This window comes from Streptomyces sp. NPDC107517 (assembly GCF_055582645.1).
Map to the genome: position 1 here is coordinate 25,195 of NZ_JBVJPM010000026.1, position 19,547 is coordinate 44,741.

The window sequence follows — 19,547 nt, forward strand, 5'->3', positions numbered from 1 at the left end:
CGGGGCTCAGTGGGTCACCGCCGGATCGGTGACGGTCGCCAGCGGCTCGTCGTCCTCGACGGCCTGCTGCGACTCCTCGGGAATCGTCAGCCAGCGCACCGCCACCGCCGCCAGCAGGTACAGCGCCGCGAAGATCACGGTGATTGCGCCGGGGCCGAGCGTGTTGAGGAAGACGGCCACGATCAGCGGGCCGACGAACGTCGCTGCGCCGGCGCCGAGGTTGAGGACGGCGATGGCGTTGCCCTTCTGTCCGGGTGCCATCAGCGACATGAGGACGGAGATCGGGGTGAACCCGGCGAGGGTGATCCCGAACAGGGCCGCGCACACCACGGCCAGCCAGTACGCACCGCTGACGTGAGTCGGCAGGAAGTACAGGCACAGGGAGCTGACCGCCGAGGCCACGCAGCCGAACCAGCGCAGGGTGCGATGCCATCCGAGCCGGTCGCTGAGCACGCCGAAGAACAGGTTGGCGAAGATGTTCGCCGCGCCGAGGACGAAGACCAACTGCAACCAGCCCGACGTACCGAAGTGCAGGTCGTCGGAGAAGATGTCGGGCAGGAAGACCAGGAACCCGAACTGCGGGGCCGTGTTGGCGATCCGCACGAGGCAGCCGACCGCGATGCGCGGCTGCGAGAAGATGATGGCGACACTGTTGGCGATGGAGCGGCCCGCGGACACACCGGGCGCCGCGAGGCGCTCGCCGCCCTGGGCGCTGCGGATGCCGAGGAGCGCGATGAAGGCGCCCGTCACCACCAGGACCAGGGACAGCCACAGGGTCGCGTACTCGCCGATGAGCGGTTCGCTGCCGCTGGCCAGGAGCGAGCCGAGGGTCGGCAGGCCGCCTGTGAAGGCGAAGTAGAACCAGCCGACCGCCGATCCGAGGCGGCGCGGCGGGCTGCCTGCCAGCACCCACACCAGGAAGCCATAGGCGAAGAACGGATAGCCGAAGCCGCGCAGCCCGTAGGTCAGGAGCATCAGGGGGTAGCTCTGCGCGGGCAGGGCCACTGCGAGGAAGACGACTTCGAGGCCGCCCCAGATCCCCAGACCGAGCCACATGACGCGGCGCGGCCCCCACACGTCCGACAGGGCGCCGGAGAGCCAGGAACCGGCGGTGACCACGGCACCGTAGACGGTGATGATCACGGCTGCCCGTGTGGCGGTACCGGCCCCGTTGTCACGCAGGTACGGGGCTATGTATCCGGACTCGACGCCGTCGCCGATCATGAACAGCAGCAGGCCGACGAACCCCCACAGGAGCGGGCGTGGCAGGCCCAGGCGTTCGATCAGGCCCTGGTCGCCGGAGGCCGGCGGAGCGGATGCGGACATGGGTGTCCCCAATCAAGTCGACGCAGGTGCGGCATCACTGCTGCGGAAGGATGTGGACCTTGCGGGCGCTGTCGGAGCGGGCCGCTTCCAGGGCCTGCGCGTAGTCGTCGAGCCCGAAGGTGTGCGTGACCATGCGCTCCGCGAGGCGCGGCAGGTCGATCACCGCGCGGACCGCGTCGGGAAAGGCCGTGGCCAGCGACTGCGAGCCGACCAGGGACAGCTCGCGGTCGAACAGGTCGTAGGGGAACAGGTCGATCGAGGCCTCCGGGCTGACCACGCCCATCTGCAGCAGGGTGCCGCGCTTGGCCAACCGGTCGAGCGCGTCGGCCACGGCGGAGGGGTGGCCGCTCGCCTCCACGACCAGATCGACGTCGTGCCCCGCGGGGCGCTGTCCGGGCGCGTGCACCGCGTCGGCTCCGAACTCTACGGCGGCGCCCCGGCGTACGGCACTGGGCTCGATCACGTCGACGCTCCTGGCGCCTTGTGCCCGGGCGTATGCGACCGCGAGGAGCCCGATCGAACCGGCTCCGTAGACGAGCACCCGCTGGTCCTTGACCGGCCGGATGCGCGAGGCAGCGTGCAGCACGCAGGCAAGCGGCTCCACCAGGGCGCCGGTCGCGAAGTCGAGGCCGTCGGGCAGGTGGAAGGCGACCTTCGCCGGGACGCGCACCAGTTCGGCGCAGGCCCCGTCCGTGGTCACGCCGATCGGCACCAGGTCGGGGCAGAGGTTCGTCGCTCCCGCCCGGCACTGCTCGCAGGTCCCGCAGGCCACGTTCGGGTCGACGCAGACCCGGTCACCTGGCGCAAAGCCCTCCACGCCGTGACCGACCGACACTACCGTGCCGGAGAATTCATGACCGGGGACCACAGGAAACCGGCCCGTCGGATAGTCACCGACGGCCAGGTGCAGGTCGGTACCGCAGATTCCGACCGCGGCCGGGGCGACCACGAGGTCACCGGGCCCGGCCACGGGGTCAGGCAGCTCTTGGATCGTTGGCGATCCCTGTCCGTCCAGGACAACCGCACGCATCGTCGCGTCCTCTCACTGGCTCGGGCTGAGCGGAGAAGCCCAGCCGGCTGGTTCGCCGCCGGCGTCCCTCACCGGGGCGAACACAAGCAAGGTAGGACGGTTGAGCCGGACTGTCTATACGTTACGGACTGTACGTACAAAATTAATGGATGCGGCGCCTACGGACGGCGCACACCAGGTAGTCGACTGACCTCCAGCCATTGACGCACGGAGTCGAGCTACATACTGTCCGGGCAGTACGGCCTGTACGTACATAATCCGGCCGACCATGCCCTTCGACGGCGAAGGAATCACCATGCCTGCCCTCACGTCCCCACGCCCACGCACCGCCGGGCAGCCCCTCCTCCACAGAATCGGACTGCCCGCTCCCCTGCTGCTCGGCTATGTCGGCGTCCTGCTCTTCATGATCGGCGACGGAGTCGAGAGCAACTACCTCTCCCCCTTCCTGGAGGACGAGGGCTTCACCTCCAGCCATGTCGCGACCGCCATCAGCATCTACGGCGCGTTCGTCGCCATCGGCTCCTGGCTCTCCGGCGCCCTGTCCGCCGTCCTCGGCCCCCGCCGCGTCATGTTCCACGGCGCCTTCTCATGGATCGTCCTCGAACTCGCCCTGCTCGCCTGGGCGATCCCCAGCGACTCGGCCGTGCTGGTCACCGTCTTCTACGGCCTGCGCGGGATCAGCTACCCCTTCTTCGCCTACGCGTTTCTGGTCTGGATCACCCAGGCCGCCCCGGAGTCCCAACGCGGCACGTCCGTCGGCTGGTTCTGGTTCGTCTTCGGTGCCGGCCTGCCCACCCTCGGCTCCCTGGTCGCCAGTGCCTCCATCCCGCTGGTCGGGGAGTTCGGCACCTTCTGGGTCGCCGCGGCCCTCGTCACCGTCGGAGCGCTGACCGCCCTGCTCGGCCTGCGCGACCTCCGCCACGCCGGACCACCGCCGCACGCCAAGACCGACCGGGCATTGCGCGGACTCGTCCGCGGCATCACGATCCTGCGCGACCCTCGGGTCGCCGCCGGGGCCTTTGTGCGACTCGTCAACACCGCCCCGAACTTCGCACTGTTCGTCGTGGCACCCCTCTACTTCACCCGCACCATCGGCTTCTCCCAGCACACCTATCTGCTCCTCGTCACCTGCGTATACACGGCCAACATCTTCGCCAACCTCTTCTTCGGCGTCCTCGGCGACCGGATCGGCTGGCGACGCACGGTGACCTGGTTCGGCTGCGTGCTGTGCGCGATCGGCCTGCTCCTCCTCTACTACGTGCCTCAGGCCGTCGGCCCCAGCTTCTGGATCACGCTGCTGTGCTGGGGCGCCTTCGGCATCGGGCTCGCCGGGTTCGTGCCGCTCACGGCCCTCATGCCCGGCCTCGTCCCGCGCGCCGACAGCGCCAATGCACTGGCCGTCTACAGCCTCGCCGCCGGGCTCTCCGCGTTCGTCGGTCCGGCACTGGTCGGCCTGCTCGGCGGCACCGCCCACATGGCGACTCTGATCTGGACGTTCGTCGGCCTCTACCTCGTCGCCGCGGCCCTCAGTCTGACCCTCCGTTCCTCTGCCGATCCCAGTCACAGGGCGCCTGCCGCAGCCGTGTCCGAAGCGCTGGCGGCGGACCACCGCGCCTGAGGCCAGACGAATCCCGCTCAGCGCCTCCTCTCGCACGTTGACTGCGGCAGTCGGCGCGGCCAAGGCAGAAACGGAACGGCGCTCGTGATCCCGCACGACGAACTGGACACCTCCCGCCGCGTGAGAGCGGGAGGTGTCCTACAGGCCGTTGCCACCCGTCTCCGAGGGAGATCCGAGCACCCGTCCGTCGACGTACTCCTCCACTCTCTTGATGCGGCCTCCTTCGAGTGTGACCACCATGCAGACGGGCACCCGGGTCCTCGTACCGTCGATCAGCTCCGAGCACATGTAGTGCTGGGCGAGGTACCCGCTGGGCGTGGGGCTGACCCGCACCTGCTCGAACCAACGGCGGGTGGTCGTCCGCTGCAGAAGTTCGATGAACGCGATGCTCTCGTCGACGCCCTTGTCCGCGTCGTCCACGTTGTGCCACACCCGTGCGTCCGACGCGAACAGCCCTCTCAAGGTGTTCATGTCGCCCTCGGCGACGGACCGTCGGACCCGCTCGGCGATCGCCTGGATCGCGTGGCCTGAAGTCGTGTCCATGGTGTCTCCGCTCTCGTGTCGGATGTGCGTGCGCCCTCACGCCGGCATGACGGGGGCCAGGTCCATGAACACCTGGATGTCGTCGATGAGCCCGTCGTCGCCGCGTCGGATGTAAGTGGAGCCCGGCAGCCGGACCACGCTGCCGTCGTGAAGGGTGTACTCGACATCGGCGACGAGCATGACCTCGCCACCGCACACCCAGCACTGCCGGACGAGGTGCTTCATGCCCGCGACCGATCCGAGGAGCTGCATCGAGGCGGAGTGCACGGCGTCCAGGCCGACCAGGGCCGGCGCGTTGCCGAAGCGCATCCGGATGCCCTTGCTCATCCTGCTGGTGACGCCCGGTACATCCTGGGCGTCCATGGCCGCGTAGAACTCCCGCACCCACATGGGCGGTTGTCCGTCGATGCGGGCTCGCTCTTGGGCGTTCTCCTGCGTCATGACGACTCCCTTGTCAGCTGCGGCTGGCGCGTGGTCGGCGCGACGGGACCGCGCCACATGTCGATGGAGGACGGGATCGCCGGGTCGAATACGCGCGGCTGCCATGCCGCCTCGTCGGTGATCAGGGTGCCGCCGACCGCGTACTCGTACGTGAGGCTCTCCGGGCCGCGGAAGTAGACGAAGGCCGAGCCGGAGGTGGGGTGACGGCCGGGGCCCATGAGGATCTCGACGTCGTGGTCCTGGAGGAAGCGCCAGTTGCGGAAGAGGTCGTCGTACGAGGCGACTTGGAAGTTGATGTGGCACAGCGCCGCGTCGTCGCCCCGGAACAACGCGAACTTGTGGTGGACCTCGTCGATGCGCATCAGGCAGGCGCCGTCGCCGACCCAGTCGGAGACGCGCACGTTGAAGAGCGTCGACCAGAATCGGTACGCGCCGTGGACGTCGGGAGCGTCCAGGCAGAGGTGGCCGAACTCGGTGATGCCGGAGGCGGGCCGGGCCAGGTGCAGCGGTTCGGCCGTGCGGTACTGGGCCGCGGCGAGTTCGACGCGGTTGCCGAAGGGGTCGTCGAAGGCGAGGTACTCGGTGACGCCACGGGAGCGGGCGTCCGCTGCGTTGCCTCGGTTCACGCTCAGGCCGTGGCGCTCCAGCTCGGTCTCGGCGGCGGCGAGTGCGTCCGGTCCGTCAACCGTGAAGCCGCAGGAGATCACGCCGGAGCGGCCCTCGACGAACGTGAGGCAGCGGCCACGGGAGTCGGCGCGCAGGTGTGCGATGCCGTCCTCCGTGGAGTCGACCGCTTCGAGCCCGACGATCTCCGTGGCGAACTGGACGGCGCCCTTGAGGTCCTCCACTCCGGAGCGCACATACGCGATGTCGGTGAGCTTGATCATTTCTCGGCCTCCTTCGGTGAGTTCACCGGCTCCTGCAGGCCGTAGTAGCCCTGCTTCTTCACGGCTTCGGGCCAGTGGTCGCACTGCGCGCCGGTGAGCTGGGTGCGCAGGCAGGTCGGCGGATTGCACGGGCACCCGCGTACGGTTCCGGCCGCACCGGTGGCGACCTTGCGCGGCCAGTCCGGGTCGACGAAGAGGGGGCGGGCCAGGGCGACGGCCGCGGCCTGCTGCCCGGTGAGGATCGCGGCGGCGTCGTGCGGGTCGGCGAGGCCGCCGCCTGCGATGACGGGGATGCCGACGGCGGCGGACAGGGCCGCGCAGTCGCCGGCGGTGTAGGCGCGCTGGGCCAGCAGGTTGTTGCCGGGCAGCCGCATGGTCTCGAAGGTGGCGGGGACCGGGAAGAGGAAGTCGGCGCCGTCGTCCTCCAATTCGCGGGCGAGGCGAACCGATTCCGCGAGCGTCCAGCCGCCGTCGACGCGCTCGTCGCTGAGCAGGTGGACGCCGACGACGAAGTCGGGACCGGTGGCGGCGACGATGCGGCGCAGGGCCTCGCGCAGGTAGCGGGTGCGGCCTGTGTAGTCGCCGCCCCACGTGTCGGTACGCCGGTTCATGCGCGGCGAGAGGAACTCGGAGATCAGGAATCCCTGTGCGGCGTGGAGGTCGATGCCGTCGAAGCCCGCGCGTTCGCACAGCTGCGCCGCGCGCACGAACTCCCCGATGCTCTCCTCGATTTCGTCCTCGGTGATCTCCTGCGGGGTGACGGTGCGTCCGGGGGTGAGCTCGAACGGTACGGCGGACGGGGCGAGCCTGCGCCGGTTCTCGTACTCCTCCCAGGGGCCCGCGTAGCGCCCGGCGTGCACGATCTGGACGAGTGAGAGGGCGCCGTGGCGGCGGATGCCGTCGGCGAGGCGGCGCAGTCCTGCTACGTGTTCCTCTTCGCACACCAGGGTCTGCAGCGGCATCTGCCGCCCGGCCGCGCTCACCGCGAAGTTCTCGGTGATCACGATGCCGGCGCCGCCCTGGGCGCGGCGGGCGTAGTGCTCGATCTCCCGGTCGGTGATGGTGCCGTCGGTGTTGCCGTAGCAGACGGACATGGGGGCGTGCACGATGCGGTTGCGGGCGCTGCGGCTGCCCACCGTCAGCGGGGTGAACAGCGGCGCGAAGTCGGCTGCGCCGGCTCCGGCTGGTCCGGTCGCTCCGGTTGCCGCAGCGGCTCCCGTTGGTCCGCCGGCTCCGGTGGAGGAGCTGTTCGCCGTGGTCGTCATCGGGGCTCCTGGTTGCTCACGGTAGGCCGCGGGCCTTCGGCCGTGGCCGGTTCGGCCGCCCGCCGCACGGGGTTGCGCAGCGAGCCGAGGGGGGTGATCTCGATGTGCAGCATGTCGCCGGGCCGCAGTTCCTGGCCCTTGGCCACGCCGACGCCGGCGGGGGTTCCGGTGGCCACGACGTCGCCGGGTTCGAGGGTCATCAACTCGCTTGCCGCTGCGATGAGTTCGGCCACGGAGAAGATCATGTCCTTGGTGTTGCCGTCCTGTTCCAGGACGCCGTTGCGCCACAGCCGCACCGGGAGCGCCTGCGGGTCGGGCACGAACCACGCCGGGGTGACCCCGGGGCCGACGGGCGTGAAGGTGTCACGCCCCTTGGACGAGAGCCAGTCGAAGGCGAACGGCGGGGCGAGGGGGTTGGGGCGGGCGTGCAGTCCGCGCGCCGAGATGTCGTTGACGATCGTGTACCCGGCGACGAAGTCCAGTGCCTGCTCGACGGAGACACAGTGGGCAGCCCTGCCGATGACGACGCCGAGTTCGGCCTCCCAGTCGACGCGCGCGCCCGCGGTCACCGGCAAGTCCACCGGATCGCCGGGAGCCGCCATCGACGTGGTCGGCAGCAGGAAGAAGTACGGTTCGAGATCGTCCGGCACCGTCGCCACGCCCATCTCGGCCAGGTGGTCCCGGTAGTTGGCGCCGGCGCAGATGAGCTTGCCGGACCTGGGCAGCGGGGCGATCACCTCGACATCCCGCATCGTTTCAGCATCGTCGGGGCTCCAGCCGCACAGGAGCGGCTCGACCTCGTCCCAGGCGCGGACGACGGCTCCCACGTCCGGGTAGGGGGCGAGCGCCGGGTGGTGCCACACCATCCCGGTGGCGTCTGCGACGGCGACACAGGTCGCCGCATCAGCACCTTTGGGACGGCAAGTCACCAGGCTCCATGCGGACATATGCACTCCTCACGCTCGACTGACGCCCGGTCGCAGTGCGGCGGGCGGACCGATGGCCACAGAGGCCAAGGCGGCACGACTGCGGTTTCGTACGGCGGTCTCGTGCCGTGGAACCGGGGGGTTGACATCAGACTGCATACACTTTCATCAGGCGTCAAGGGTTGACACAGATACCCGAAACTGAACACAGTTTTGTCCAGGCGGGCCGCTTCTCCGGTTCAGGGTCAGTCGTGAACCAGCCCCGCGCGCTCCGATCGGAGATCACCATGAAGCACGTCAACACCCCTTCGCCCAGGGCACGTCGGGCGGCATCGCGATGAGGTCGAAGGCTCTGACGGAGGCCGCCGAACTCCTCCTGGACGCCTACGCCTCCCGCGTCCCGGTGGACCCGCTCATCGACAAGTTCCCGGGGCTCACGCTCGCCGACGCCTACGAGATCCAGCTGCTCCAGGTCCACCGGCGGCTCGCCGAGGGCGCCCGGGTCAAGGGCCACAAGGTCGGCCTGTCCTCTCCGGCGATGCAGCGCCAAATGGGTGTCGACCAGCCCGACTTCGGCCACCTCCTCGACACGATGGTGCACGCAGAGAACCAGGCGGTGCCGACTGCCGAGTACCTCCAGCCGCGGATCGAGCCCGAGATCGCCTTCGTGCTCAAGCGGCCGCTGACCGGCCCGGGCGTGACCGTCGCCGACGCGGCGGCCGCGGTCGACTTCGCCCTGCCCGCACTGGAGATCATCGACTCCCGCATCCGCGACTGGCGCATCGGCATCGTCGACACCGTCGCCGACAACGCGTCCTCCGGAGGCGTCGTCCTCGGCAGCACCCCCGTCCCCCTCGACCGGCTCGACCTGCGCCTCATGGGCTGCACGGTGCACCACAACGGGCAGCCGGCCGGCACCGGCGCGAGCGGCGCCGTGCTCGGCTCACCGCTCAACTCCCTCGCTTGGCTGGCCAATACCGTCGGCGCGCGAGGTGTCGTCCTGGAGGCCGGCCACCTCGTGCTGCCCGGTTCCATCACCGCCTCGGTGCCCGTTGCCGCGGGCGACCAGGTGACCGCGGCGTTCGCCGGGCTCGGCAGCGTCACCACCTACTTCAGCTGACCCACACTCCCCCTCCCCGGCCCCTTCGGGTCGCACGACATCAACGTACGGAGACTTGATGAGGAAGGTGACCGCGGCCATCGTCGGCCCGGGCAACATCGGCACCGATCTCCTGGCCAAACTCCACGACAGCGACCTGGTCGACGTTCGCTACATGGTCGGCGTCGATCCAGCCTCCGACGGCCTCGCGCGCGCCGCGAAGATGGGTCTGGAGACCTCCGCCGACGGCGTCGAGTGGCTGCTGACCCGCGACGAGAAGCCCGAGCTGGTCTTCGAGGCGACCTCGGCCAAGGCCCACATCGCCAACGCGAAGCTGTACACAGAGGCCGGCATCCAGGCCGTCGACCTGACCCCGGCGGCGATCGGCCCTCTGGTGTGCCCGCCGGTCAATCTGGACGAGCACCTGGACTCCCCCAACATCAACATGATCACCTGTGGCGGCCAGGCCACCATCCCGATCGTGCACGCCGTCTCGCGTGTGGTGCCCGTCGGCTATGCGGAGATCGTCGCTTCCATCGCCTCCCGCTCGGCGGGCCCCGGAACCCGCGCCAACATCGACGAGTTCACCGAGACCACCTCGCACGCGGTCGCACAGGTCGGCGGCGCCGGCGCGGGCAAGGCCATCATGATCATCAATCCGGTCGAGCCTCCGATGATCATGCGGGACACGGTGTTCTGCGCGATTCCCGAGGACGCCGACCGCGACGCCATCAGCGAGTCGATCGTGCGTATGGTCGCCGACGTGGCCCAGTACGTGCCCGGCTACACGCTGCGCGCAGACCCGCAGTACGACGACCCGCGACCGCAGTGGCAGGGGCAGGCCCGGGTGGCCGTCTTCCTCGAAGTACGCGGCCGGGGCGACTACTTGCCGCCCTGGGCCGGAAACCTGGACATCATGACGGCCGCGGCGGCTCGCGTCGGCGAGCAGCTGGCGGCCGCCAAGAACACGGCGGTGACCGCATGAACCCTAAAACGACCCCTGACACCGAGCCCAGGCTGCGGATCACCGACTCGACGCTCCGGGACGGCTCGCACGCCATGCAGCACCAGTTCACCGAGGAGCAGGTACGAGGCGTCGTGCACGCCCTGGACCGGGCGGGCGTCGAAGTCATCGAGGTCACGCACGGCGACGGTCTCGGCGGCTCCAGCTTCAACTACGGCTTTTCCAAGGTCGACGAGTTCCGTCTGATCGAGGCCGCAGTGGAAGAGGCGGGCCGCGCGCAGATCGCAGTACTGACGCTGCCCGGCGTCGGCACGCTCACCGACCTCAAGCACGCCCACTCCGTCGGGGCGAGCGTGGCCCGCGTCGCCACCCACTGCACGGAGGCCGACACCTCAGTCCAGCACTTTGCCGCCGCACGGGAGTTGGGGATGGAGACCGTCGGGTTCCTGATGCTGTCGCACCGCATCGGTCCCGAGCAGCTCGCCCGGCAGGCGCGACTCATGGTCGACGCGGGCGCGCAGTGCGTATACGTCGTCGACTCAGCCGGCGCGCTGGTGCTGGCCGACGCACAGGCGCGGGTGCGGGCCCTCGTGAAGGAGATCGGCCACGAGGCACAGGTCGGCTTCCACGGCCACCAGAACCTTTCCCTCGGCGTCGCCAACTCCGTCCTCGCCTACCAGGGCGGCGCCCGGCAGATCGACGGCGCCCTGTGCGCGCTCGGCGCGGGCGCAGGCAACTCACCCACTGAGGTCCTGGCCGCCACCTTCGACCGGATGGGCATCCCCACCGGCGTGAACGTGGAGTTGGCACTGGCCGCCGCGCAGGACGTAGTCAAGCCGTTCCTGCCGCGACTGCCCCACATGGACCGCTCCTCGATCGTGCAGGGCTATGCGGGCGTCTACTCCAGCTTCCTGCTGCACGCCGAGCGGGCGGCCGAACGCTACGGCGTACCGGCCCACGAGATCCTGGAGAAGGTCGGCGAGGCCGGCTATGTCGGCGGCCAGGAGGACATGATCATCGACATCGCCCTGCAGCTCGCCGAGGACCGCGAAACAGTGGGGGCGAACCGATGACCTGGGATCTCGTCCAGGCGGCCGACGCCCTGCTGCATGCCGAGGCCAGCCGCACCGGCCGCGGCCCGATCACCGACGAGTGGCCCGGACTCGACCTGGAAACCGCCTACGCGGTGCAGGACGAAATGCTCCGGCGCCGTCTGGACCGGGGCGAGCGGATCGTCGGGGTCAAGCTCGGCCTGACCTCGCGCGCCAAGCAACAGCGCATGGGCATCGACGTCCCCCTCACCGCGTGGCTGACCGACGCGATGGTGCTGCCGGCCGGTGAGCCGGTCCCGCAGGGCAGGCTCATCCATCCGCGCGTCGAGCCGGAGATCGTGTTCGTGATGAAGGACCGGCTGGCGGGGCCCGGGGTCACCGCCGCGCAGGCACTGGCTGCGGTCGGCACAGTGCACGGCGGGATCGAGGTGATCGACAGCCGCTACCGCGACTTCCGCTTCAAGTTGCCTGACACCGTGGCCGACAACGCCTCCTCTGCCCGGTTCGTCACCGGCCCCGTCGGCCTGCCGCCCGAGCGCCTCGACCTCGCTCTTGAGGCCGCCCTGGTCGAGATCAACGGGCAGGTGGTCGACAGCGCCACCGGTGCCGCTGTTCAGGGGCATCCGGCCGAGGCACTCGCCCTGGCCGCCAACGAGCTCGGCCTGCGGGCCCTGGCGATCGAGCCGGGCTGGCTGGTCCTCACCGGCGGCATGACCGACGCCGTGCACGTCACGCCCGACACGACCGTCGCAGTCCACTTCACCCACCTCGGCTCACTCCACCTCAAGGGAAGCTGACATGCCCCTCATCGAAGTCACCCTGACCCAAGGCCGCACTCCGCAGCAGCTGCGCGACGTGATCCACGAGATCACCGCGGCGGTCGTCAAGTCCCTCGACGTACCGCAGCAGAGCGTCCGCGTCGCCGTCCGGGAGCTGCCCACGACGCACTGGGCGGCCGGCGATGTCACGATCGCCGAGCGCGAGGCTGCCAACTCTCCTGAGGGAACGCGCTGATGGAGTCCTACGGCCATGTCATCGACGGGGAGGAAGTGGCCTCCGGCACCGGAGCCATCTTCACCTCGACCGACCCGTACACCCGCGCGCCGTGGGCAGACATCGCTCTCGGCAACGCGGACGATGCCGACCGGGCGGTGGCCGCGGCCCGCCGCGCCTTCGACTCCGGCCCCTGGCCCCGCATGGGCACTGCCGAACGCGGCCGCATCCTGCACCGTCTCGCCGACCTGATCGAGGCCCAGGCCGACGATCTCGCCCTCGCGGACACCCGCGACATGGGCAAGCCCGTCACGCAGTCCCGCGGCAACGACGTCCCGCGCACCGCGGCGAACTTCCGTTTCTTCGCCGACCACGCCCGGCTCGCGACGTCCGAGGCCTACCCGATGGACTCGGGCCACCACGCGTACACCCGCTTCGACCCCGCCGGGGTCGTCGCGGCGATCGCGCCGTGGAACTTCCCGATGATGCTGGAGTCCTGGAAGGTCGCGCCGGCCCTGGCCTGGGGCAACACGGTCGTGCTCAAGCCCGCCGAGGACACCCCTGTGTCCGCAACTCTGCTGGCTCGCCTAGCACTTGAGGCCGACATGCCGCCCGGCGTCTTCAATGTCGTCCACGGCTATGGCCCCGACTCCGCGGGCCAGGCCCTCACCGAGCACCCGGACGTCGACCGGATCACCTTCACCGGCGAGTCCGGCACCGGCCGCGTCATCGCGGCGGCCGGAGCCCGTCACCTCACGCCGGTGAGCCTCGAACTCGGCGGCAAGGGCGCCAACCTGGTGTTCGCCGACGCCGATCTGGCGGCTGCGGTGGAGTGGTCCGTCAAGGCGGTGTTCACCAACGCCGGACAGGTGTGCCTCGCCGGTTCACGGCTCTATGTCCAGCGCGAGGTGTACGACGAGTTCCTCGCCCGCTTCACCGCGGCGGCCGACGCGATGGTCATCGGCGACCCCAGGGACGAGAAGACCCAGGTCGGCCCGCTGGCCTCCGCCGAGCATCACGGCAAGGTCGCCTCCTACGTGAACACCGTCGCGCAGGAGGGCGGCATCCTGCACACCGGAGGCCTGGGCGAGGGCTTGACCGTACGCCCTACGGTGATCACAGGGATGGGGCCGAACGCCCGGCACGTCCGCGAAGAGATCTTCGGCCCGGTCGTCGTGGTCATCCCGTTCGACACGGAGGCCGAGGCGGTCGCCCTGGCCAACGACACCCCGTACGGCCTCAACGCGATGCTGTTCACCGAGAACGTGCACCGCGCTCACCGCGTCTCCGCCGCTCTGCGCGCCGGCACCGTCTGGGTCAACTGCTTCTTCGTACGGGACCTGCGGGCGCCCTTCGGAGGCGTCGGCGACTCAGGGATCGGGCGGGAAGGGGGCACGTTCAGCCGGGAGTTCTTCACCGAACCCAAGGCGGTGGTGATGCACATCGAAGGAGCCTGAACGGCGCCCGGCCGCACACCGCGGGGCGGCCTTGCGCCACTCAGTCGACCCCGCCGGGCACGTCGTCCTCGCGCACCATCAGGGCCACCGCCTTGGGCACGGCGCGCAGGGTGTAGTCGGGCGCACAGTCGGTGAGCACCCGTCGTGCGGTGCGCTCCAGGTGACGTGCCATCAGGGAGACGGCGCGTCGTTCGTCACGGGCCACCATCGCGTCAAGTATGACGGCGTGCTCAAGGTCGCCTTCCTTCTGCCAGTCACCGGGATCCACGTGCTGCTCAATACGGATGTAGCGGACGCTGCGGTCGGCGAGAGCGCACATTTGCGCATGCAGCATCCCGCCCGGAGCACGACCCAGGACGCCGTGGAATTCGCGGTGGGCGGTGAACCAGGCGGACAGGTCACGGCTCCTGGCGGCGCGCCGCATCCCGGTGAGTGCAGCCTTGGCCTGCCGGCGCTGCCCCGCGTCGAAGACGCCGATCGTCATGGAGATGGCCAGGCACTCCAGCATGATCCGGGCGCCGTAGATGTCGTCCAGCTCCGCCGGGTCGAAGCCGGCAACGCGCAAGCGCTGGTTCGCCTGCCCCTCGACCAGGCCTTCTTCCTGGAGCATGCGCATCACTTCCCGCACGGGAGTGCGACTCACGCCGACCTGATCGGCGAGCGCGACCTGCGACAGCTTCGTGCCCGGTGGAATCCGGCCGTCGAGGATGCACTCACGCAGATAGGCGTGCAGAGGCTCGATGGCCCCACGTGTCTGGGGGAGGTCGAGCCGCTCGATCCCCGGGATCCGGAGGGTTTGCTGGGGCATGCGCGGATGATACCGAACCAGCTTTGAAACTGCATACATACCTCTTGACCGCCAGCGGTCGATACTGCATACAGTTACCGCGATCGGCGATGCGGCCGATCGAAGGAGGGTACGTTCATGATCTTCGTCAGTCGTGCGGTGCCGATCAACGAGCCGGGCGCTCCGCTCCTGGACCGCGCCGCCGTGTGGGAGGGCCTCGTTCGCAAGGCCAACAACGCCCTCCCGTTCGTGCCTGCCATCAGCTCCTGCACCGTCACGGCACGCCACAGCGACACCTGTTTCGACCGCGACGTGGAAGTGCGCGGGCAGAAGTTCACCGAGCGGATCACGCTCGAAGAACCGCACCGCGTCACCTTCACCCGCACATCAGGCCCGGTGCTCGGCACCATCGCCAACGAGATCGAGGGCGAAGGCACCGACATGGAACTCCGGTTCAGCTTTTCCCTGGTGGTCGCCGGTGCGCCCGGCAACTCCAAGGAGGAGCAGCGCTTCGCCGAGACCATGACCGGCGACTACCTCCAAGGCGTGATCGGCACCCGGGACGCGCTGCGCCGCATCGCCGCCGGCGAAGCCGCCTGACCACGACACGCGACCCTCGACGGGAGACTGTGACGATGTCCGATCTGACCGACCTCTCCGCGTGGACGGACGGCCTGTACGCCGACGTCGACGGCATGCGGCTGCGCGAGGTCCTCGAACGCTTCTCGCCCGACGGTGAGTTGGTGTTCGGCAGCAACCCGCCCGCCGTCGGCCATGCCGCCCTCCACGAGGCGCTCACCGGCTTCTGGTCCGCGATCGGCGGCCTGCGCCATGAATGGCTCAGCCGCGGGGTGTCCGACGACGGCACCGCCGTCCTGGAGGCCCGGGTGCACTACACGACGCACGGCGGCACCGTCGTCCCTCTGCCGTGCGTCACGTTGGTCAACCGCTCCCCCGCGGGCCAGATCTCCTCGCTCCGCATCTACCAGGACTCGGCTCCCCTCTGGGCGGCCGTCGGAGCCGAGGAGCCCGGGGAAGGGGGAGCCGCCTCGTGACCGGACCGCTCACGGCACACGAGGCGGTGGCCGCCCGGGAGGGCGCATCCGCCGTACGCGCGGGTGCGCCCTCCCGCCGCACGGCCTCATCGGTCGTGGCCGCCGCCCGGACGTTGGCCGCGCTCGGATTCGTCTCGGCGTTCGGGAACGTATCGGCGCGCGACGGTGACCACATGCTCATCACACCCGCGATCGACCTCGCCGAGGCGACCGAGGACGGGCTGTTGCGCGTGCCCCTCACCGCAACGTCCCTACCTCCGACGGCCCCGGGCGAGGCGTGGGCGCATCTGGCGATCTACGCGGCGCGGCCCGACGTCACGGCCGTCACACGCGCCATCCCCGAATCGGCCTTCGCCGCCGGGGCCGTTGCCTCCGCCCTTCCCGCTCTGCACGGACAGGGGGCGCTGCTCGGTGCCGCGATCCCCGTCCATGACGACGCACGCCTGATGCGCTCGGCCGACATCGCCCAGAGGGCTGCGCAGACTCTGGGAGCGGCCGACGCCATGGTCTTACGGGGTAACGGAGCGGTGACGACCGGCAGTTCACCCGGCCACGCGGTGGCCCGCATGTGGCTGCTCGACATCGCCTGCCGCGTCCACCTCACCGCCCGTTCCGCGGGGCTGCCCAAGCTGCTGTCCGCCGACGAGATCGCCGCCTGGCAGGCGGCCGGTCCTCCACTCCTCGACCGCCTGTGGACCCATCTCAGACGCGTCAGCGCGACCTGACCACCGTCACAAAACGACTTCTGCACCAGTGCCTCGTACAAGGCACGCACGCCTCACGAAAGGTGGCACCACCCCATGCGCGTCAGCGGCCTCCTGCACTATGGCCTCCAAGTGCCCGACCTGAGCCAGGGCAAGGACTTCTACTCCGCCTTCGGGCTCGACGTCGACGAGCGCCCCGGCCAACTGGCTGTGCGGTGCGACGGTCGTGACCAGGACCAGACCCTGCTCGTCGAAGGGCGCGAGAAGCGCCTGCACCACGTGGCGTTCGCCACCCCCGTGGGCACCCTGCCCGCGCTCCAGCAACAATTGGAGGGCTTGGGCATCGTGCTGGAGGACGCTCCGGCCGGAGGACTCGACGGCGGACTGTGGTTCCGCGACCCGGACGGCAACGTCGTCAACGTACGCGAACAGGAACTGGCTCTGCCGCGCCACACGGTCCCGGAGCAGACCAACTTCGCGGGCGAGTACCACCGCGTGGACCAAGCGCGCTGGCTGACGGCGGACGCTTCGCCACGCCCCCGCCGGCTAGGCCACATGCTGATCTTCTCCTCCGACGTAGGACGCTCCGAGGACTTCTACACCCGTGCGCTCGGCCTGCGCCTGTCAGACAGGATCACCGGCAAGGTCGTCTTCATGAACTCCGGTCCCGGCGACCACCACGTCTTCGGGTTCATCCAGTCCAGCCACCCCGGTCTGCACCACTCCAGCTGGGAAGTGAACAACCTCGACGAACTCGCCCTCGGCGCACGGACGATGGCCGACAAGGGCTACGCGACCGGCTGGGGCCTGGGCCGCCACACCCTCGGCTCCAACCTCTTCCACTACATGCGCGACCCGTGGGGCAGCTGGATCGAGTACTTCTCCGACATCGACCAGATCTCCGAGAACTGGAAGGGGCAGGACTGGGACGTCCCGCCGGCCGTGTGGTGCCCGCTGATGCCCGAGGACTTCCTCCACAACCTCGAAACCAAGCCGTCATGACCCGCAGCGCCGACATCGCGCAGGACTTCGCCGGGCGGACCGCCTTCGTGACCGGCGCCGCCGGCGGCATCGGGCGCACGAGCGCCCTCGCCTTCGCCCGCCGCGGCGCGTCCGTCCTGGTCGCGGACGTGTCCGACCAGGGGCAGGAGACGGTGGAACTCATCGAGAAGGAAGACGGCCGGGCGTTCTACGTCCACACCGACGTCGGTGACCCCGACGCCGTAGCCCGCGCGGTCGAGGCCTGCGTCGAGAAATTCGGCCGCCTCGACTTCGCCCACAACAACGCCGGAATCTCCGTCCCGGCACCGGTGGCCGAGCAGCAGGACGAGGACTGGGCCCGTGTCATCCAGGTCAACCTCAACGGCGTGTTCTACGGCATGAAGCACCAGATCCGCGCCATGAGGCAGCACGGTGATGGCGGCTCCATCGTCAACACCGCGTCGATCTGGGGGCGGGTCGGCGTCCCCACCGGTGCGGCCTATGCGGCCAGCAAGCACGCCGTCATCGGCCTGACCCGCTCGGCCGCCCTCGACCACGCGGCGGAGGGCATCCGGATCAACGCGGTCGCGCCGGGCCCCATCCTGACGCCGATGACCGCCGAGGCGGCGAGGGTCGGCTACCTCGACGCCGTCGTGGCACGCACCGCCGTGCGGCGTATGGGACAGCCGGAGGACATCGCCGAAGCCGTCGTCTGGCTCAGCTCCACCGCCGCCTCGTACGTGCACGGCACGGTCCTGGACATCGACGGCGGCTGGCTCGCCGGCTGACCCCGATCCCACAAGTCCGCCCACCACGAAGAGCAGCAGACAGGAGTTCGCATGGAGACCGACCCGCGGGCGGTGGTCAACCGCCTCATCGAGGATGTCGTCAACGCCCATCGCCCCGACCTCGCCCATGAGGTCCTGCATCCCAAACTTCAGCTGCGCCGCATGGGCATGCTGGGCCCAGCCCAGTATCTGACCACCCTCAACCCGCCACAGAAGGACGGTAGTTCGGGGCTCGACGGCGATCTCCCCGGTGATCCGGTCGAAGGCTTCAAGGCTGTGTTCACCATGCTGATGCAGGCCTTCCCGGACATGCGGAACAACGTCGTCGGCCCGCAGGTCGTCGACGGCGACCTCGTGATCACCCACGTCACGTTCACCGGCACCCACGAAGGCGACTTCCTCGGCGTCGCAGCCACCCACCGCAAGATCGAGTTCCACGAGGTCCTCTACCAACGCGTCGTCGACGGCAAGGTCAGCGAGGTCTGGGCAGTGGGCGACGAGCTCGGCTTCCTCCAGCAGTTGGGCGTGCTCCCGGCCGCGAAGCCGGCCACGGCCTGACTGTCTGGGACTGCTCGGAGACTCGGAGAGGGGACGAATTGAACGCCAGAACAACGGGCGAGCGCGGCACCAGGCGCGTCGCGGTCATCACCGGAGGCGCCGCGGGGATCGGCCAGGCTTACGCGCTGCGCCTCGCCCAGGACGGACACGCGGTCGCGATCGCGGATCTGGAACCGGCCGACGAGACGGCGCAGCTCATCCGAAAGGGCGGGGGTGAGGTCTTCTCCGCGCAATGCGACGTGTCCGACGCGCACAGCGTGGCGCGCTTCGCCGAGGCCGCGCTCGACCGGTTCGGGACCGTCGACATCCTGGTCCACAACGCCGGCATCTATCCGATCGCCGCATTCGACGACATCGACTGGGCGACGTGGCGCCGCATCATGGACATCAACCTCGACTCCGCCTTCCATCTCACCAAAGCCTTCCTGCCCGGCATGAAGCAGGCGGGCTGGGGGCGGATCGTGATGATGGCCTCGACGACGTTCCACGACGGCTCGGCCGGGATGTCGGCCTACACGGCCAGCAAGGGCGGCGTGATCGGCTTTGTCCGCTCCCTCGCCGCCGAGGTCGGCGAAGTCGGCGTCACCGTCAACGCGATCGCACCGGGCCTGGTCCGGACCCCGGGGACGCTCGCCGGCCCGCAGCTGGAACTGGGCGTCTTCGACGCGGTCGTCACGCGGCAGGCGATCCAACGGGTGGCGGAGCCGGACGATCTGGTGGGGACCGTGTCCTTCCTCGCCTCGGACGACTCCGCGTTCATCACCGGCCAGACCCTGGCCGTCGACGGCGGCTTCATCCGGGCCTGAACGCCCGCCTCCACACACCAAGCCGCGGCCCCTCACCATCACGGGCCGCCCAAGTCGCGGACTGCCCGCCAGGACTGGATCCCCCGCCGGGCGCTCCGCACCTGCGGCGGGGCCGTCACCGGCCTCGCCGCAGGGCCCTGGATTCCGCCCTCCCACTCGGCCGACTCTGGAGTGGTCAGTGCCCGGTACGGGAGGGCGGACCAGGGCGGTGGACAACCGTGGACGTGGGCTGGGGTTGACGATCGCGCGCAGTCCGGTTTCTCCCTC

The 19,547-nt window shown here is 69.8% G+C and carries 22 protein-coding genes; 14 read left to right on the forward strand and 8 right to left on the reverse strand.

The genetic code is table 11. The features are described from left to right. Positions 1-6 precede the first annotated feature (6 nt). Positions 7-1,326, reverse strand: coding sequence for an MFS transporter (locus ACZ67T_RS37175; protein WP_469990246.1), 1,320 nt, complete (start codon positions 1,324-1,326; stop codon positions 7-9). Positions 1,327-1,360: 34 nt separating this feature from the next. After that, positions 1,361-2,296 carry an alcohol dehydrogenase catalytic domain-containing protein gene (locus ACZ67T_RS37180; protein ID WP_469990248.1) on the reverse strand — a complete coding sequence of 312 codons (936 nt, stop codon included), beginning with the start codon at positions 2,294-2,296 and terminating at the stop codon, positions 1,361-1,363. A 355-nt stretch (positions 2,297-2,651) separates the two neighbouring features. On the opposite strand from ACZ67T_RS37180, the gene ACZ67T_RS37185 reads away from it, so the two are divergent. After that, the gene (locus tag ACZ67T_RS37185; RefSeq protein WP_469990250.1) at positions 2,652-3,974 is read left to right on the forward strand and encodes an MFS transporter; all 1,323 of its coding nucleotides are present in this window, start codon (positions 2,652-2,654) and stop codon (positions 3,972-3,974) included. A gap of 138 nt (positions 3,975-4,112) precedes the next feature. Here ACZ67T_RS37185 and ACZ67T_RS37190 read toward each other — a convergent pair whose 3' ends face one another. The 5 genes from ACZ67T_RS37190 to ACZ67T_RS37210 are packed head-to-tail and all read right to left on the reverse strand — an operon-like array spanning position 4,113 to position 8,057. Then, complete coding sequence (locus ACZ67T_RS37190) at positions 4,113-4,517, reverse strand: nuclear transport factor 2 family protein (RefSeq protein ID WP_469990252.1); 405 nt, start codon at positions 4,515-4,517, stop codon at positions 4,113-4,115. A 36-nt stretch (positions 4,518-4,553) separates the two neighbouring features. Further along, positions 4,554-4,958, reverse strand: a complete 405-nt coding sequence (locus tag ACZ67T_RS37195; protein WP_469990253.1) for a nuclear transport factor 2 family protein — start codon at positions 4,956-4,958, stop codon at positions 4,554-4,556. Next, positions 4,955-5,845 carry a VOC family protein gene (locus ACZ67T_RS37200; RefSeq protein WP_469990254.1) on the reverse strand — a complete coding sequence of 297 codons (891 nt, stop codon included), beginning with the start codon at positions 5,843-5,845 and terminating at the stop codon, positions 4,955-4,957. The genes ACZ67T_RS37195 and ACZ67T_RS37200 overlap by 4 nt, the downstream gene beginning before the upstream one ends. Further along, positions 5,842-7,110, reverse strand: coding sequence for an oxidoreductase (locus ACZ67T_RS37205; RefSeq protein WP_469990256.1), 1,269 nt, complete (start codon positions 7,108-7,110; stop codon positions 5,842-5,844). The genes ACZ67T_RS37200 and ACZ67T_RS37205 overlap by 4 nt, the downstream gene beginning before the upstream one ends. Further along, on the reverse strand, positions 7,107-8,057 hold the full coding sequence (locus ACZ67T_RS37210; RefSeq protein ID WP_469990257.1) for a fumarylacetoacetate hydrolase family protein: 951 nt from the start codon (positions 8,055-8,057) through the stop codon (positions 7,107-7,109). The genes ACZ67T_RS37205 and ACZ67T_RS37210 overlap by 4 nt, the downstream gene beginning before the upstream one ends. 316 nt (positions 8,058-8,373) lie before the next feature. Here ACZ67T_RS37210 and ACZ67T_RS37215 point away from each other — a divergent pair, with 316 nt between their 5' ends. Genes ACZ67T_RS37215 through ACZ67T_RS37240 form a run of 6 tightly spaced genes read left to right on the forward strand, consistent with a single transcriptional unit; the run spans position 8,374 to position 13,601 of the window. Then, positions 8,374-9,156 carry a 2-keto-4-pentenoate hydratase gene (locus ACZ67T_RS37215; protein WP_469990259.1) on the forward strand — a complete coding sequence of 261 codons (783 nt, stop codon included), beginning with the start codon at positions 8,374-8,376 and terminating at the stop codon, positions 9,154-9,156. A 58-nt stretch (positions 9,157-9,214) separates the two neighbouring features. Then, a complete protein-coding gene (locus tag ACZ67T_RS37220) occupies positions 9,215-10,120 on the forward strand; it encodes an acetaldehyde dehydrogenase (acetylating) (RefSeq protein WP_469990260.1) in 906 nt (301 codons plus the stop codon). Then, the gene (gene dmpG, locus ACZ67T_RS37225) at positions 10,117-11,172 is read left to right on the forward strand and encodes a 4-hydroxy-2-oxovalerate aldolase (protein WP_469990262.1); all 1,056 of its coding nucleotides are present in this window, start codon (positions 10,117-10,119) and stop codon (positions 11,170-11,172) included. Before ACZ67T_RS37220 ends, dmpG begins: the two co-directional genes overlap by 4 nt. Then, positions 11,169-11,948, forward strand: coding sequence for a 2-keto-4-pentenoate hydratase (locus ACZ67T_RS37230; RefSeq protein ID WP_469990263.1), 780 nt, complete (start codon positions 11,169-11,171; stop codon positions 11,946-11,948). Before dmpG ends, ACZ67T_RS37230 begins: the two co-directional genes overlap by 4 nt. A 1-nt stretch (position 11,949) precedes the next feature. Further along, positions 11,950-12,165 carry a tautomerase family protein gene (locus tag ACZ67T_RS37235; protein WP_469990265.1) on the forward strand — a complete coding sequence of 72 codons (216 nt, stop codon included), beginning with the start codon at positions 11,950-11,952 and terminating at the stop codon, positions 12,163-12,165. Next, the gene (locus ACZ67T_RS37240) at positions 12,165-13,601 is read left to right on the forward strand and encodes an aldehyde dehydrogenase (protein ID WP_469990267.1); all 1,437 of its coding nucleotides are present in this window, start codon (positions 12,165-12,167) and stop codon (positions 13,599-13,601) included. Before ACZ67T_RS37235 ends, ACZ67T_RS37240 begins: the two co-directional genes overlap by 1 nt. A gap of 40 nt (positions 13,602-13,641) precedes the next feature. On the opposite strand, the gene ACZ67T_RS37245 is transcribed toward ACZ67T_RS37240, so the two are convergent. Continuing rightward, entirely contained in the window at positions 13,642-14,409 is a 768-nt protein-coding gene (locus tag ACZ67T_RS37245; RefSeq protein ID WP_469990268.1) for a GntR family transcriptional regulator, read from the reverse strand. Positions 14,410-14,526: 117 nt separating this feature from the next. On the opposite strand from ACZ67T_RS37245, the gene ACZ67T_RS37250 reads away from it, so the two are divergent. The 7 genes from ACZ67T_RS37250 (at position 14,527) to ACZ67T_RS37280 (ending at position 19,280) form a co-directional block, all read left to right on the forward strand. Continuing rightward, on the forward strand, positions 14,527-14,988 hold the full coding sequence (locus tag ACZ67T_RS37250; RefSeq protein ID WP_469990270.1) for an SRPBCC family protein: 462 nt from the start codon (positions 14,527-14,529) through the stop codon (positions 14,986-14,988). A 35-nt stretch (positions 14,989-15,023) separates the two neighbouring features. Further along, complete coding sequence (locus ACZ67T_RS37255) at positions 15,024-15,443, forward strand: nuclear transport factor 2 family protein (RefSeq protein ID WP_469990272.1); 420 nt, start codon at positions 15,024-15,026, stop codon at positions 15,441-15,443. Continuing rightward, positions 15,440-16,168 (forward strand): class II aldolase/adducin family protein, encoded by a 729-nt coding sequence (locus ACZ67T_RS37260; protein WP_469990274.1) that lies wholly within the window; start codon positions 15,440-15,442, stop codon positions 16,166-16,168. The genes ACZ67T_RS37255 and ACZ67T_RS37260 overlap by 4 nt, the downstream gene beginning before the upstream one ends. Before the next feature lie 75 nt (positions 16,169-16,243). Continuing rightward, positions 16,244-17,149: a VOC family protein gene (locus tag ACZ67T_RS37265; protein WP_469990276.1), complete on the forward strand. Its 906-nt coding sequence runs from the start codon at positions 16,244-16,246 to the stop codon at positions 17,147-17,149. Next, complete coding sequence (locus tag ACZ67T_RS37270) at positions 17,146-17,916, forward strand: SDR family NAD(P)-dependent oxidoreductase (RefSeq protein ID WP_469990278.1); 771 nt, start codon at positions 17,146-17,148, stop codon at positions 17,914-17,916. The genes ACZ67T_RS37265 and ACZ67T_RS37270 overlap by 4 nt, the downstream gene beginning before the upstream one ends. Positions 17,917-17,967: 51 nt before the next feature. Then, complete coding sequence (locus tag ACZ67T_RS37275) at positions 17,968-18,474, forward strand: ester cyclase (protein WP_469990280.1); 507 nt, start codon at positions 17,968-17,970, stop codon at positions 18,472-18,474. A gap of 38 nt (positions 18,475-18,512) precedes the next feature. Continuing rightward, positions 18,513-19,280, forward strand: a complete 768-nt coding sequence (locus ACZ67T_RS37280) for an SDR family NAD(P)-dependent oxidoreductase (protein ID WP_469990281.1) — start codon at positions 18,513-18,515, stop codon at positions 19,278-19,280. Positions 19,281-19,547: the final 267 nt, after the last annotated feature.

What these genes read in the sequence shown, in the direction of transcription:
- ACZ67T_RS37275 (WP_469990280.1), top strand. Translation starts at nt 17,968, where the DNA reads ATGGAGACCGACCCGCGGGCGGTGGTCAACCGCCTCATCGAGGATGTC.
- ACZ67T_RS37220 (WP_469990260.1), top strand. Translation starts at nt 9,215, where the DNA reads ATGAGGAAGGTGACCGCGGCCATCGTCGGCCCGGGCAACATCGGCACC.
- ACZ67T_RS37175 (WP_469990246.1), bottom strand. Translation starts at nt 1,326, where the DNA reads ATGTCCGCATCCGCTCCGCCGGCCTCCGGCGACCAGGGCCTGATCGAA.
- ACZ67T_RS37205 (WP_469990256.1), bottom strand. Translation starts at nt 7,110, where the DNA reads ATGACGACCACGGCGAACAGCTCCTCCACCGGAGCCGGCGGACCAACG.
- ACZ67T_RS37235 (WP_469990265.1), top strand. Translation starts at nt 11,950, where the DNA reads ATGCCCCTCATCGAAGTCACCCTGACCCAAGGCCGCACTCCGCAGCAG.
- ACZ67T_RS37255 (WP_469990272.1), top strand. Translation starts at nt 15,024, where the DNA reads ATGTCCGATCTGACCGACCTCTCCGCGTGGACGGACGGCCTGTACGCC.
- ACZ67T_RS37250 (WP_469990270.1), top strand. Translation starts at nt 14,527, where the DNA reads ATGATCTTCGTCAGTCGTGCGGTGCCGATCAACGAGCCGGGCGCTCCG.
- ACZ67T_RS37215 (WP_469990259.1), top strand. Translation starts at nt 8,374, where the DNA reads ATGAGGTCGAAGGCTCTGACGGAGGCCGCCGAACTCCTCCTGGACGCC.
- ACZ67T_RS37230 (WP_469990263.1), top strand. Translation starts at nt 11,169, where the DNA reads ATGACCTGGGATCTCGTCCAGGCGGCCGACGCCCTGCTGCATGCCGAG.
- ACZ67T_RS37200 (WP_469990254.1), bottom strand. Translation starts at nt 5,845, where the DNA reads ATGATCAAGCTCACCGACATCGCGTATGTGCGCTCCGGAGTGGAGGAC.
- dmpG (WP_469990262.1), top strand. Translation starts at nt 10,117, where the DNA reads ATGAACCCTAAAACGACCCCTGACACCGAGCCCAGGCTGCGGATCACC.
- ACZ67T_RS37270 (WP_469990278.1), top strand. Translation starts at nt 17,146, where the DNA reads ATGACCCGCAGCGCCGACATCGCGCAGGACTTCGCCGGGCGGACCGCC.
- ACZ67T_RS37195 (WP_469990253.1), bottom strand. Translation starts at nt 4,958, where the DNA reads ATGACGCAGGAGAACGCCCAAGAGCGAGCCCGCATCGACGGACAACCG.
- ACZ67T_RS37190 (WP_469990252.1), bottom strand. Translation starts at nt 4,517, where the DNA reads ATGGACACGACTTCAGGCCACGCGATCCAGGCGATCGCCGAGCGGGTC.
- ACZ67T_RS37210 (WP_469990257.1), bottom strand. Translation starts at nt 8,057, where the DNA reads ATGTCCGCATGGAGCCTGGTGACTTGCCGTCCCAAAGGTGCTGATGCG.
- ACZ67T_RS37240 (WP_469990267.1), top strand. Translation starts at nt 12,165, where the DNA reads ATGGAGTCCTACGGCCATGTCATCGACGGGGAGGAAGTGGCCTCCGGC.
- ACZ67T_RS37185 (WP_469990250.1), top strand. Translation starts at nt 2,652, where the DNA reads ATGCCTGCCCTCACGTCCCCACGCCCACGCACCGCCGGGCAGCCCCTC.
- ACZ67T_RS37245 (WP_469990268.1), bottom strand. Translation starts at nt 14,409, where the DNA reads ATGCCCCAGCAAACCCTCCGGATCCCGGGGATCGAGCGGCTCGACCTC.
- ACZ67T_RS37265 (WP_469990276.1), top strand. Translation starts at nt 16,244, where the DNA reads ATGCGCGTCAGCGGCCTCCTGCACTATGGCCTCCAAGTGCCCGACCTG.